The 11606-nt window shown below is 55.9% G+C and carries 16 protein-coding genes; 15 read left to right on the forward strand and 1 reads right to left on the reverse strand.

Going from position 1 to position 11606, the window contains the following annotated elements; all coding sequences use genetic code 11:
* Positions 1-162 precede the first annotated feature (162 nt).
* The 12 genes from Q8X51_RS24185 (at position 163) to Q8X51_RS24240 (ending at position 9742) form a co-directional block, all read left to right on the forward strand.
* Positions 163-504 (forward strand): helix-turn-helix domain-containing protein, encoded by a 342-nt coding sequence (locus Q8X51_RS24185; RefSeq protein WP_407694474.1) that lies wholly within the window; start codon positions 163-165, stop codon positions 502-504.
* Positions 505-1415: 911 nt separating this feature from the next.
* Positions 1416-1997: an STY4534 family ICE replication protein gene (locus tag Q8X51_RS24190; RefSeq protein WP_407694475.1), complete on the forward strand. Its 582-nt coding sequence runs from the start codon at positions 1416-1418 to the stop codon at positions 1995-1997.
* 71 nt (positions 1998-2068) lie between these two features.
* Positions 2069-2326, forward strand: coding sequence for a hypothetical protein (locus Q8X51_RS24195; RefSeq protein WP_407694476.1), 258 nt, complete (start codon positions 2069-2071; stop codon positions 2324-2326).
* Between the two features lie 100 nt (positions 2327-2426).
* Positions 2427-2921 (forward strand): RadC family protein, encoded by a 495-nt coding sequence (radC, locus tag Q8X51_RS24200; protein ID WP_407694477.1) that lies wholly within the window; start codon positions 2427-2429, stop codon positions 2919-2921.
* A 52-nt stretch (positions 2922-2973) separates the two neighbouring features.
* The gene (locus Q8X51_RS24205; RefSeq protein WP_407694478.1) at positions 2974-3720 is read left to right on the forward strand and encodes a DUF5983 family protein; all 747 of its coding nucleotides are present in this window, start codon (positions 2974-2976) and stop codon (positions 3718-3720) included.
* A 132-nt stretch (positions 3721-3852) separates the two neighbouring features.
* Positions 3853-4368 (forward strand): PFGI-1 class ICE element type IV pilus protein PilL2, encoded by a 516-nt coding sequence (pilL2, locus tag Q8X51_RS24210; RefSeq protein WP_407694980.1) that lies wholly within the window; start codon positions 3853-3855, stop codon positions 4366-4368.
* Entirely contained in the window at positions 4365-5036 is a 672-nt protein-coding gene (locus tag Q8X51_RS24215; RefSeq protein WP_407694480.1) for a chemotaxis protein, read from the forward strand. The genes pilL2 and Q8X51_RS24215 overlap by 4 nt, the downstream gene beginning before the upstream one ends.
* Positions 5037-5045: 9 nt before the next feature.
* Positions 5046-5765 (forward strand): TIGR03759 family integrating conjugative element protein, encoded by a 720-nt coding sequence (locus tag Q8X51_RS24220; RefSeq protein ID WP_407694481.1) that lies wholly within the window; start codon positions 5046-5048, stop codon positions 5763-5765.
* A complete protein-coding gene (locus Q8X51_RS24225) occupies positions 5747-6295 on the forward strand; it encodes a lytic transglycosylase (RefSeq protein WP_407694482.1) in 549 nt (182 codons plus the stop codon). Before Q8X51_RS24220 ends, Q8X51_RS24225 begins: the two co-directional genes overlap by 19 nt.
* Positions 6292-6807 (forward strand): integrating conjugative element protein, encoded by a 516-nt coding sequence (locus tag Q8X51_RS24230; protein ID WP_407694483.1) that lies wholly within the window; start codon positions 6292-6294, stop codon positions 6805-6807. Before Q8X51_RS24225 ends, Q8X51_RS24230 begins: the two co-directional genes overlap by 4 nt.
* A gap of 9 nt (positions 6808-6816) precedes the next feature.
* Positions 6817-8922 (forward strand): type IV conjugative transfer system coupling protein TraD, encoded by a 2106-nt coding sequence (gene traD / locus Q8X51_RS24235; protein WP_407694484.1) that lies wholly within the window; start codon positions 6817-6819, stop codon positions 8920-8922.
* Positions 8923-9010: 88 nt separating this feature from the next.
* Positions 9011-9742 carry a TIGR03747 family integrating conjugative element membrane protein gene (locus Q8X51_RS24240; protein ID WP_407694485.1) on the forward strand — a complete coding sequence of 244 codons (732 nt, stop codon included), beginning with the start codon at positions 9011-9013 and terminating at the stop codon, positions 9740-9742.
* A gap of 20 nt (positions 9743-9762) precedes the next feature.
* On the opposite strand, the gene Q8X51_RS24245 is transcribed toward Q8X51_RS24240, so the two are convergent.
* Positions 9763-10344, reverse strand: a complete 582-nt coding sequence (locus Q8X51_RS24245) for a hypothetical protein (RefSeq protein ID WP_407694486.1) — start codon at positions 10342-10344, stop codon at positions 9763-9765.
* A gap of 297 nt (positions 10345-10641) precedes the next feature.
* Here Q8X51_RS24245 and Q8X51_RS24250 point away from each other — a divergent pair, with 297 nt between their 5' ends.
* From Q8X51_RS24250 to Q8X51_RS24260, 3 genes are read left to right on the forward strand one after another with little or no spacing between them, the layout of a single operon-like run.
* Positions 10642-10977: an integrative conjugative element protein, RAQPRD family gene (locus Q8X51_RS24250; RefSeq protein ID WP_407694487.1), complete on the forward strand. Its 336-nt coding sequence runs from the start codon at positions 10642-10644 to the stop codon at positions 10975-10977.
* Positions 10974-11213 (forward strand): TIGR03758 family integrating conjugative element protein, encoded by a 240-nt coding sequence (locus Q8X51_RS24255; protein WP_407694488.1) that lies wholly within the window; start codon positions 10974-10976, stop codon positions 11211-11213. Before Q8X51_RS24250 ends, Q8X51_RS24255 begins: the two co-directional genes overlap by 4 nt.
* Positions 11214-11231: 18 nt before the next feature.
* Positions 11232-11603, forward strand: coding sequence for a TIGR03745 family integrating conjugative element membrane protein (locus tag Q8X51_RS24260; protein ID WP_017529812.1), 372 nt, complete (start codon positions 11232-11234; stop codon positions 11601-11603).
* The last annotated feature ends 3 nt before the right edge of the window (positions 11604-11606 follow it).

Below are 11606 nucleotides of genomic sequence, written 5' to 3' on the forward strand. Positions count from 1 at the left end.
AACCAATCTGGACTCCGATCCCTGAAGGGACAGAAACCACGTCGCGATACTCAGCTGTTTCAGTCACTATAGCAACCCTATGAGTCGATACTCAACCCTTAAGGATGTTCATGTCAACGGGTCTTTGCTCAACCATTCGGGTTGAACTGGAGAACTCATCACTTGGCACGTAAACATTCAACCCAAGCCCAAATCGGGCGCATGATCGCGAAGCACCGCAGCGAGCGTAATTTGACTCAGGAAGAGGTGGCTGAACGTTTAGGGATCGGTAGCGAAGCCATCTCGCGCCTGGAGCGGGGTGTAGTGGAGCTTTCAGTGGTCAAGCTGATGCAACTGGCTGATATTTTCGATTGCCGGATGGACGAGCTCCTGACGGCATCGAGTAATCGCCCCAATGACCAGGGTCAGATGATCGCGGGTCTACTGAGTGGACTGAAAGAAAGCGACCGTGCCTTTATCTTGGCAACCGTCGAACAATTGGCCGCACATCTCGGCAGTAAGTAACCTCTTTCATCGTGTTCAACGTAGCGTCTTATGAAGGGTGCCTGAAGGCTTGACGTCGTATTGACGTATCTGCTGTAGTAGCTTCGGATAACCGCCAACGGCGACTCAAGACCGATTAGCTCCGGGCAGTTCGGTCAAACTCTTCGAGTTCGGAGCCTCCTCTTCTGCGGGATCTCGTTCCCGATTTGTGCTAGACCTGATTGTGGTGGCGGATGACCACTGTTGCCTCTACCCGGCAATAGCGGTCATCCGCTTCGGCGATCGTATTCAGTCCCGGAGCCCACCGGGGAAACACAGGGCACCCTTTGTGCGCGGATGCGTGCCAGCATATTCCGACCCAGGCCACGACAAGGGTCGGTTGGCGAATCATTGCGCAGTTCAACCAAGTTTTGCGAGGAGCTTGTCGACTGCGTTGGACCGTCAAAGGTGGTTTTTCTCTTCCTCGCCTGGCACACCGCTAGGCCCACTCTTCTTTTTTTCATTTTCTTAATTCCAGTGACTACCACCGTATTCCGGCCTTAAAAAATCGGGTTGTAGCGTCTTGACGCTCCCCTGTGACAGGCTTATACAAAGGGCGTGGTTTGCTGTCGTTGACAGCCCAGCCCAGGTAGCCAAAACCTTCAAGGCTACGCCACGTTCGTGGTGGTTTACCCAAGTGCGATCAGCGTTCGGAAGCTCGCGCGGTTGCCGCTTAAGCGGTGATGAATGCCAACTACTCCATGCCTGCGGACTACCACCGCAGACGCTCCTCTGCTGCACAGCTACTCACCCAGAAGCTTCATTCTGATGGTCATCGGCTTGCCGGTGGCGAGTCGTTCATCGCTCGACTTCACCTTACCCACCCTGACGGGGGCTCACTTTCCCGTCAGGGACTGTGCGTCGCCGTTTTCCCTTGAAACAGGAGAACAACCATGGCCTACGCCAACCAATCCCAAGAAGCGACCACTTACTTCAACCTGCACACCGTCGGAATTGGCTACCTCAACCGTGTTCGTGAAGTCCAAGTGCGTCGTGGCCAACCCTTCATGGCTTGCGATATCGCAGCCTTGCATGGTGCCAACGATGCAGTGGAGTACACCCGTTTCGACTGCAAAGTCGCTGGTGGCGAAGCTGACCGTTTGATTCGTCTCTATATGGACGCCGTCAAGGCCGAGAAAAAGGTCTTGCTGTCGTTCCGTATTGGTGACCTGTGGATCGACCCATTTCTCTATGAGAAAGGCGATAAACAAGGCCAACCTGGCGCCAGCCTGAAAGGTCGTTTGCTGTTCATCGACTGGATCAAGGTCAATAGCAAGCTCGAATACAAAGCGCCCGCCAGGCAGGAAGCAACAGCACCTGCTGAGCAAGCGCCAAACAATGAATCATCCCCAACATCGGCTGATGTCGAAACTAAGGATATCGGTAATCCAACAGAGCTCAGGACTAAACCTGCATCTCCAACCACTCCCCGTACGGCCCGCCGTGTCACCACACGTGCTGTTCAGTCCGCCTGAACAATCCATGATGTTTTACATCAAGGCGCTCAATCGAGCGCCTTTTCTTCAGCCAGCACAGGAGAACCAATATGGAATGCTTCTGGCTTTGCGACGACTGCCTGTTCGGTGCGGCTTACGAGGACTACAGCACGTTATCGCTGTATCACTCGCCGGATGAGACCGAACAACGCATCGCCGCGATACATCGTGGGCTGGTTCGGCTAATGCCTATCAGTGCCGACTTCGATCCCGAAACTGGCCACGGAATAAGAACCTTTTCCCCATTGCCCTGCGACGGTTGTGGTTCACCTCTGCACGGCCAACGTTACCGATACACTCGGATGTAAACACTACATCACCTGCAAACGCCTGCAACTCCACACCCACCCAGGGGATACCACTCCCCTCGGGCGTGTACCCCTGATTATTCCCTTCGGAGGTAGCGCCATGAGCCCCCTACTCAAACTGATTGCGACCTCGGATTCCGAGGCGGTTCGCATTGTCCAAGAAAACCAGCTGATCGACGAAGCGCTGCACATTCTGGATCGTCGGCTTTTCGCCCGCGGGCCTATCCTGACGTCGCCTGACACCGTAGCGGCTTACCTAAAACTGCGTCTTGCGCACCAAGACCATGAAGTCTTTGGTGTGATTTTTTTTGACGCCCAGCACAGGGTGCTGGCGTTCGAAATCCTCTTTCACGGCAGCATTGATGGCGCCAGCGTCTACCCCCGCCAAGTGGTTAAGCGTTCCCTCGCGCATAACGCTGCGGCTGCCATTTTTGTTCACAACCACCCATCAGGCTGTACGGAACCCAGCCAGGCGGATCGCGTCTTGACCGCTCGGTTGAAAGAGGCCCTGGCCTTGATCGACGTGTGCGTACTGGATCACTTCATCGTGGGTGAAGGTCGCCCGCTCTCCCTTGCCGAATACGGCTGGCTTTAACCCTCACAGGCGCCTACGGGCGCCTTATTCATTTTCATTCTGGAGCACCGTCATGAACCCCACACACCAAGCCCCCGACCTGCTGATCGCCTCAAATCCATTTACTCGCGGCTACGACAAACTTTATATCGAACGGCTGTTAATGATCGCCTATGAGGACGGTTGTCCTCCCTGCTTTCGGCCTATGCACGACTCCCAGGCGCATCTGCACGACGATACGTTGCAACTGGTCCCCTGCATCTTCAATGATGATTTCGCCTTGATCAGCGAAGGTCAATCCATTCTGAATGAATTGGATGGTTGCTGCCCATCCAACGGACTGGTGCACCTGGTGGTCTATGCCGTAATAGGCGAAGTGTTCAACGAGCAGTGCCACGTCGCGGACTTTGACTCCTTGAAAGAAGCCAAGTCCGTGGTCCATCGCTTGAGTTTCGAGACTGGACACTACAGCCGAGCTTGGGAGATCAGTACCGCACACCTCCCTGAAGAAGCATTGCGCTACTTGGAACACCGGGCGGGCTATTTCGACTCTAGCCCAACCGGACTGCTGTTCGAACCCTTTGTCCTGACGGACTGCAATGGCGTCGGATGTAAGCTGATCGGCACGCCCTGGACCGACGATAACCTGGAGGAAATCGAGGGCTGTCCTTACTCATCGCTGAGGCAAGAACAACTCGATGCCGGTACGCCGGCAGCCTTGGTCAACGTACTCTATCTAGCGGCATTGGCGGATGTGCGCTTGTTGATTTTCGACCCCGACGCTGCCGCCGTGGCTGGGCTCGCCATTTTCGATGAATAGCAATGTGTTCAGCGTTAAGACGACCCACCTTGAATCAGATTTCTCACTGAATCGCGCCTTCACCTCATGTCAAGTTCTGCACTGAATCTGACATGAGGTTTTTTTCATGGAGCGTTTTTTACGCCTGTCTGCCTGCTGGGTCTTTTGAGTGCCTGCAGCGCGCAAATCCCCACCCCATTGCCGACTAATCCAGAGATCGACAGTGGCTCCAATCGGACCCAATTATCAAGGAGCCCGGCCGAAGCAAGCCATCCGGCGGAGATCCATTATGGTCGCTATACGCTGGTGAGCACAGAGCCCACCACGGAGCAACGTGATCTTCTCGCTCAAATCATTGATGTGAACATACCGTCCAACCTTAATCCCTCGGTACAGGAGGCGATGCACTACGTGCTGCAGCGCTCGGGTTATTCGCTCTGCCCTACCACCGAACCAGTAAAGACACTTTTCACTCGGCCTCTGCCTGCAGCCCATTACCAGCTCGGCCCGATTCCGTTACGCAGCGCACTACAAGTACTGGCGGGCTCCGCCTGGCAACTCACGACCGATGAGGTCAGCCGTTCGGTCTGCTTCGAACAGCAGAAAGCTGATGTCGGCATCGTGCGGACTGCACCAGACTCGTCCCATCAGGCGGAGGCACGTCCATGAAAGCCTCGACGTTTCAAACCATCATTGTTGGCTTACTTTGCCTAGCAGTCGCCGGGCTGAGCGGCGTTTTTTTTAACCAGTATCAGCGCATGGCCGAGCTACAGAGTACGAACACCCAGGGCCTACAAACTTTGGACACCTTGCAACGTGATTTAAGCGCGCTCAAGGACGCACAGGAGAAACTACAGTACGCGCTGAAAGACCTGAAGCAGATGGTCGATACCGGTGAGCAACAGGCCAATACCCTCGATCCGATGTTGGATCAATGGGCACAAGAAATACAGGAGATGCGCGACGGTCTGGCAGACCGCGCCACCGTGAAAGAACTGACAGCTCTACGCGGACGTTTTGAGCACGTCGAACAGCAGCTCCTTGAGCTCAAGATTCAGCCATCCCTCCTACTGCCAACCCCTTCCGCGAACAAGCCGAAAAAGACGGCGCCCCCAAAACCCGTTCCGCTATCGCCACCGTTCTCGGTGTTGGGTGTCGAGTCCCGCGGAGGTGAGCGCTTTTTGGCAGTCGCACCTCATGACAGTAGCTCTCTCATGGATGTTCGGCTGCTGCATGCCGGCGAGCAGTTCGGAGCCTGGCACCTGAAAGTGCTTGAGCCGCACTCAGCCATCTTCTCGGTGGCCGCTCAGCCAGACCAGACCGTGCAACTCCCTTGAGAAGCGATCATGAACAGAGCGCAACTACTCCCCGTCGCTTGTCTCGCGTCGCTACTGGCCATAGGCGCTGCGATGGGCACCCCTGCCACGACACGGTCACGGATCCAGGACACACAATCCACTCCGCAGGGACGCTCGCACTCTGAACAGGCTGCAAGCTGGGGTCTGACGGAGCAGGAGTGGACGCGCTTCGAACAGATCCAAGCCGGCCCACGTGGTTTCTGGAGCCCGAATCTAGATCCCTTGACCGCCCTAGGGGTTGAGGCCCAGACCGACCAAGAGCGCCAGCGCTATGCTGAATTACAGGTAGCACTGGAAGCCAAACGCGCCGAGCGTGAATTGGCCTACCAAAACGCTTACACCGCGGCCTGGACCAAGCTGTTTCCTGGGCAGCTACCGATCCAGGGCATGGCATCTTCTTCCCCTACCAGCTCATCAGTCGCCCCGCGCACAGCCCTGTTTGTAGAGGACCACTGCCCTGCATGCACCGCTGAAGCACAACGTTTGCAGAACAGTGACACGGCGTTCGATATCTACCTGGTGGGCAGCCAAGGCGAGGATGAACGCGTCCGCAGTTGGGCTCGGCAAGCGGAAATTGATCTGGCCAAGGTTCAACGCCGGCAGATCACCCTGAACCATGACCGTGGTCGATGGTTCAGTCTGGGGGCTCCGGGGCCATTGCCCACCACATTTCAACAGGTGAATGGACAATGGCAACGTCTCGATTGATTGCTATTGCGCTCCTGCTGACGGTGCACACGGTTCGGGCTAACGAACTTCCGCCTCCGGCTTATCAACTGGCGGCGCATGACGCCAACATCCCTTCTAGGGTGTTGTTCGCGATTGCCTTACAGGAGAGCGGTATTCGCGTCCGTGGTCGACTGCTGCCGTGGCCTTGGACCCTGAATATCGCCGGAACACCCTACCGTTTCGCCACTCGCCAGGCCGCATGTCAAGCCTTGCTCCAGGCGCTCACACAATATGACGCTAAACGGGTCGATGCCGGACTTGGGCAAACCAACCTGGGTTATCACGGACAACGTTTTTCCAGTCCCTGCGAAGCTCTCGAACCCTACCGCAATCTAGCTGTGACTGCCGCCCTGCTGCAAGAGCATCACGCCGTCACCGGTGACTGGGTTTCAGCCGCAGGGCGTTATCACCGCCCTGCGGGAGGTTTACCCGCCGCGCGCTACCGCGATGGATTCTCCCGGCAACTCGCACGGCTACAGGCTTCCGCTGAACAAGGCACACCACCATGAAACGAATTCCTATTGCCTATTACTTCTCCCTTCTCTTGGCTACTTTCGCCCAGTCGAAACAATCCGTTGCAGAGGACCAGTTTGGCGGCTTCACCCGTCTCCATCTTCAAGGTGCCAGGCCGCCCATAAACAACAATATCCAACCTGGTCGAGCCAAGCATGCGGACTTGTCCGCGTTTGCCGATGAAACCTGGACATTACCCGTTCGCAGCTCCCACTTGAGCCCCGGCCAAATCAAGTCTCGCGCCTTAAACATGCCGGGATTACGGCCATTTTTCCTGGTGGGTGAAGATACCCACTCACTGGCTTGGTTGCGTAACCGCGCGACTGAATTGCAGGAAATGGGCGCGGCTGGTCTAGCGGTTGAAGTAACCGATGCCGAAGCTTTGATCCGGATTCGAGCAGCCGCCCCGGGCATCACCATCCTGCCGGTCAACGGTAACGACATCGCCACCCGCTTGCAGATCGAGCACTACCCCGTCTTGATCACCGCCACCTCATTGGAACAATGAGTCCAGGTCATGGCCGAACATGCGATGGAGTCCAAGCTCCGGCCGGCGGTGGAGTTGTACACCGTAGCGATCTGCATCGCCGCCGCGGTGTTGTGCGTGTACTCGCCCTGGGCTGTGGCCCTGTCACCCGAGATCGGGCTGGTTGCGGCGCTGGCCTATACCCTATTCGGCCTGATACGCCTGCGACAAGCCTGGGAGGTGTTGCGCTATCGGGGCAATATCCGTCGGCTATCCCGCTACGAGCTGAGCAGTCGGCAGATTCCGGTCAGTTGTAAGCGTCTGTTCATGGGGCGCGGATTTCGCTGGACCCGCCTGCATACCCAGCGCTTGGTCGAGGCTCAGGACCCAGCGGTCGCCCATTATGTCGACCAACCGACACGCTATCGCATGGCCCGTGGTCTCGAACGGTCCCTTGAGCATGCACCGTTTCCGCTCTCGATATTGTCCCGTGTCACCGCCTGGGACAGTGCCTTCAATCCGTTGCGCCCTTTACCACCGGTAGGAGGCTCGCCACTGCTGCATGGGGTCGAGCCCGATGAAATGGAAGTCAGTCTGCCACTGGGCGAACGGGTCGGTCACACCCTAGTGCTGGGCACGACCCGCGTCGGCAAGACTCGACTCGCCGAGGTGTACATCACCCAAGATATTCATCGCATTGAACACGAGGTCGTCATCGTCTTCGATCCGAAGGGCGACGCTGACTTGCTCAAACGAATGTATGTCGAGGCCAAACGTGCCGGTCGAGACAAGGAGTTTTATGTTTTCCACCTAGGCTGGCCGGAGATCTCCGCGCGCTACAACGCGGTGGGACGTTTTGGACGCATTTCGGAAGTGGCGTCACGCATCGCCGGGCAACTCAGTGGCGAAGGTAATTCAGCGGCCTTCCGTGAATTCGCCTGGCGTTTCGTCAACATCATCGCACGGGCGCTGATCGAGTTGGGCCGACGCCCGGACTATCTGCAGATTCAGCGGCATGTGGTCAACATCGATGCGCTGTTCATCGAATACGCCCAGCAGTTTTTCGCCAAGACCGACCCGAAGGCCTGGGAGGTGATCGTCCAGCTCGAAGGCAAGCTCACCGAGAAGAACATTCCGCGGCATATGATAGGACGCGAAAAGCGGGTGGTGGCCATCGAGCAATACCTGGCGGTGAAGCGTGTATTTGATCCGGTAATGGACGGACTGCGTTCAGCGGTACGCTACGACCGCACTTACTTCGACAAAATCGTGGCCTCGCTGCTGCCGCTACTGGAGAAACTCACCACCGGCAAGACCGCCCAGTTACTGGCTCCCAACTACACCGACCTGGATGACCCGCGGCCGATCTTCGACTGGATGCAGATCATCAGAAAACGCGGCATCGTCTACGTTGGCCTGGATGCGCTGACTGATGCCGAAGTGGCCGCCGCCGTGGGCAATTCAATGTTCGCCGACTTAGTCTCGGTCGCGGGACATATCTACAAACATGGCATTGACCATGGGCTGCCTCAATCTGGCAACGCTGGTGACAAACTGCCAATCAACCTGCATGCCGATGAGTTCAACGAGTTGATGGGCGATGAGTTCATACCGCTGATCAACAAGGGGGGCGGTGCCGGTATCCAGGTAACCGCCTACACCCAAACCCTCAGCGATATTGAAGCACGGATAGGCAACCGCGCCAAGGCCGGCCAGGTGGTCGGCAATTTCAACACCCTACAGATGCTGCGGGTGCGCGAAACCGCGACCGCGGAACTGCTCACCCAGCAGTTGCCCAAGGTTAATGTGCTGACCAAGACCCTGGTCTCGGGCGCGACCGACACCTCCGATCCGGAGGCCAACACGGACTTCACCTCGTCCTCACAGGACCGTGTCAGCAGCACCAGCGTGCCGCTGATCGAGCCTGCTCACATCGTCAGTTTGCCCAAGGGGCAAATGTTCTCCTTCCAGGCCGGGGGCCAGCTATGGAAAGTCCGCATGCCGTTGCCAAAACCCTCCAACGACGATGCCATGCCCAAGGACCTGCAGGAGCTCACCCAGATGATGCGGGCGGCTTACAACGAGCAGGCGGGTCAATGGTGGAGTGCAAGCGGTGGCGGCCCGACTACAAACTTCGATTTGGATCAGGTGGGCTAGCCCGGCCTCACCACAGGAGTCGATGCAGCAGCAAGCTATTCAGAAGGTTTCGTGACGATACCAAATGCAAAGCCCAATGGAGTGAACAATGGCGACTTCCGTTCGGAACACGCCGCCACAACCGATCCAGCGCCCGGGATTGATCATCTCGGCGATAGGCTTAGCTCTGCGCATTATCTGCTTGTTAATTGCCTCATTGCTGTTCTCGATCTTGATCGAGTGGGCAGGTGTGATCTTCTTCTGGGAGGATCAAGGCTGGAGACACAGCCAAGGCATGCTGATCAACGAACTGGGCTGGCTTAGCGACCACTTCAAATCTTCACTCATTCTCCACCAACCCGGGCAGATGATCGTCCAGGTACTGGATCTCCTCACCCAGTGGCTTTTGGTCAAAACTGGATTTGCGGACTTTGCTAGTCAGGCCCGGGTGTCGAGCCAGGGAAACGGGTTCTGGCACTGGACCAATCAGCTCTACGTGAGTATTGAAGATTTCGTGCTGGCCGCTGTGTACGTTACTTTTACCTTTGTAGTGCGTCTGACCATTCTGCTCTTATCCACGCCGCTGTTCTTACTGAGCATGCTCACTGGCTTTGTTGATGGGTTAATGCGCCGTGATCTGCGCAAATTTGGCGCTGGGCAAGAAAGCAGCTTTGTTTATCACCGTGCTAAGCGAGCAGTATTACCACTGCTGAGCGTGCCCTGGATTATTTACCTATCCCTACCGTTTTCGCTCAATCCGATGGCGATTTTTTTACCTTGCGCGGTGATGCTCGGCATAGCAACCGCTATCACCTCGGCAACGTTCAAAAAATATCTTTGATAGAACGTACTGCTGGAGTGCTAAACCATCCCGGTCAGCTTAGCCAACACCGCTACAACATAACCGCCGATTATAGACAAACCAACAATACCCCACGGCCGCTGCCACCAATCACTGGAAGGAGATGGCGGCATTGCTTGCTGGTAAAAATTGATTTGGCCGATGTGGTTTGCGTTGACTTGGGTTACGGCCCCACTCTGCATCGAGCTGCGCCACTGGGCTTCCTCAAGACGCTCAAGCTGGACCTGAACACGCCCATTGAGCTGTCTAGCAGAAAGAAGCAATTGCTTTCCAACAATCATCACACCCAGCAAACCGAGAAACAGCAAATTCCCATAGCTGAGTGGGTTTTCCTGACTGAGGGTAGGCGCGTTGCTCCATACAAAACCGATATAGGGCGATGTGATTTGGTAGATGTCGGCTACCAGATTTTGCATCAGTCCACCCAAATGGCCAAAAAGAGGTGACTCAGCAAGTTTCGCCGCTTGATGGTGCAAAGATTTCAACGATGAAACCAAATAAAATAGCGCACCAAAGAAAATCAAGGATAAACCCATGCCCTGTCGAAGACGATACCGCCGAATTGCTTGTTGGATATTCACTCTCTGCACTCACTCTACGTACTGATCTTGTTCGCGCTCCGCGCCCTGCTAAAAATTTTTTAAGCAGAATCAGACGTTAACGGCGCTTAATCGCTTTTCATGAGAAATCTAGATCACTCAGTGGTCCGACTGCGTCCCTTTCTATCCAAGTTTTCTAACCCTCGACGCGGTATCCAAGCTCGCTACGTAGTCAGCGCCTGTATCGAAATAAAATGACGCAGCGTGTTTCATTTTTTTTACTGCTAAGCCCTAGCCGTCAGTTGGATGCTAGACCCAATAACCAAATGGGCTATCCACATGCCGACTGTACTTTGCCGAATCTGTTGTCTACTCGTACTGATCTCGTTCAATAGTGGCAGCTATGCCGCATCTGCTCATGAGCAGGATCAGTTGAGTCTGATTTTGCAGCAACTCGATACTATCGAGCATCTTGCGACACGAGCCAAGATAGCTAGCCCGACTGAATCATTCGAACGTTACCGCTTTGACTATCCCCGCCTAACTGAAGACATCCAACGCATCCGCCAGGGTGTGCAGGACTATCTCTCCCCCTCCCGCGCTCAACCTCGCGACTCCACTAAGTTGGTCGGAGAATACCTTCTCGACACACCATCCGCAGAGTCCTCGCCATGAGCATGACTGACGCCCAGACCGCCGCCTTTGAAAACGCTTCCGGCTTCTCGGCACAGAGCAGCTCGACACTGTGGCTGTCCTTGGTTCTCGTCCTGGCTTTGCTGTGGTGTGCCTGGGTGATGTGGACCGCTTACCGGGGCTGGGCGACAGGAAGCGTGCGCTTTGGTGCCTTTGGCGGCAGTACTGCGCGCGTACTGCTCACCTTGCTGATTTTGATGTTCTTCACCCTGTCCTAAAAATCGGAGATCGCCATCATGCTCAAGTGCCTTGCCCCTCTCAAAAACAACCTGCGTGATCGTACAAGCCAACGCTTGATCGGTCTGCTGCTGGTCCTTGGTCCAGGCCTAGCTTTTGCCGAACTACCGACCATGGAGGCGCCTTCCCGAGGCGAAGGGTCCGGATTGATCGATACGATCAAAAACTACGCCTACGACGGCGGTATTTTACTCGGTCTACTGATTGCCCTGCTCGCGTTTCTCGGCGTGGCCTGGCATTCCCTGACCGTATTCGCCGATGTCCAAAACCAGCGCAAGACCTGGAAAGACCTCGGCGCGGTAGTTGGTATCGGCGCCCTGTTGGTAGTGATCATCATCTGGTTTCTCACCAAAGCTGCCGCGATTCTGTGAGGT

The organism is Pseudomonas sp. Yb2C2, assembly GCF_052112325.1.
GTDB classification, from domain to species: domain Bacteria; phylum Pseudomonadota; class Gammaproteobacteria; order Pseudomonadales; family Pseudomonadaceae; genus Aquipseudomonas; species Aquipseudomonas marginalis.

What these genes read in the sequence shown, in the direction of transcription:
- Q8X51_RS24205 (WP_407694478.1), top strand. Translation starts at nt 2,974, where the DNA reads ATGAACCCCACACACCAAGCCCCCGACCTGCTGATCGCCTCAAATCCA.
- Q8X51_RS24255 (WP_407694488.1), top strand. Translation starts at nt 10,974, where the DNA reads ATGAGCATGACTGACGCCCAGACCGCCGCCTTTGAAAACGCTTCCGGC.
- radC (WP_407694477.1), top strand. Translation starts at nt 2,427, where the DNA reads ATGAGCCCCCTACTCAAACTGATTGCGACCTCGGATTCCGAGGCGGTT.
- Q8X51_RS24215 (WP_407694480.1), top strand. Translation starts at nt 4,365, where the DNA reads ATGAAAGCCTCGACGTTTCAAACCATCATTGTTGGCTTACTTTGCCTA.
- Q8X51_RS24250 (WP_407694487.1), top strand. Translation starts at nt 10,642, where the DNA reads ATGCCGACTGTACTTTGCCGAATCTGTTGTCTACTCGTACTGATCTCG.
- traD (WP_407694484.1), top strand. Translation starts at nt 6,817, where the DNA reads ATGGCCGAACATGCGATGGAGTCCAAGCTCCGGCCGGCGGTGGAGTTG.
- Q8X51_RS24225 (WP_407694482.1), top strand. Translation starts at nt 5,747, where the DNA reads ATGGCAACGTCTCGATTGATTGCTATTGCGCTCCTGCTGACGGTGCAC.
- Q8X51_RS24190 (WP_407694475.1), top strand. Translation starts at nt 1,416, where the DNA reads ATGGCCTACGCCAACCAATCCCAAGAAGCGACCACTTACTTCAACCTG.
- Q8X51_RS24230 (WP_407694483.1), top strand. Translation starts at nt 6,292, where the DNA reads ATGAAACGAATTCCTATTGCCTATTACTTCTCCCTTCTCTTGGCTACT.
- Q8X51_RS24220 (WP_407694481.1), top strand. Translation starts at nt 5,046, where the DNA reads ATGAACAGAGCGCAACTACTCCCCGTCGCTTGTCTCGCGTCGCTACTG.
- Q8X51_RS24240 (WP_407694485.1), top strand. Translation starts at nt 9,011, where the DNA reads ATGGCGACTTCCGTTCGGAACACGCCGCCACAACCGATCCAGCGCCCG.
- Q8X51_RS24195 (WP_407694476.1), top strand. Translation starts at nt 2,069, where the DNA reads ATGGAATGCTTCTGGCTTTGCGACGACTGCCTGTTCGGTGCGGCTTAC.
- Q8X51_RS24260 (WP_017529812.1), top strand. Translation starts at nt 11,232, where the DNA reads ATGCTCAAGTGCCTTGCCCCTCTCAAAAACAACCTGCGTGATCGTACA.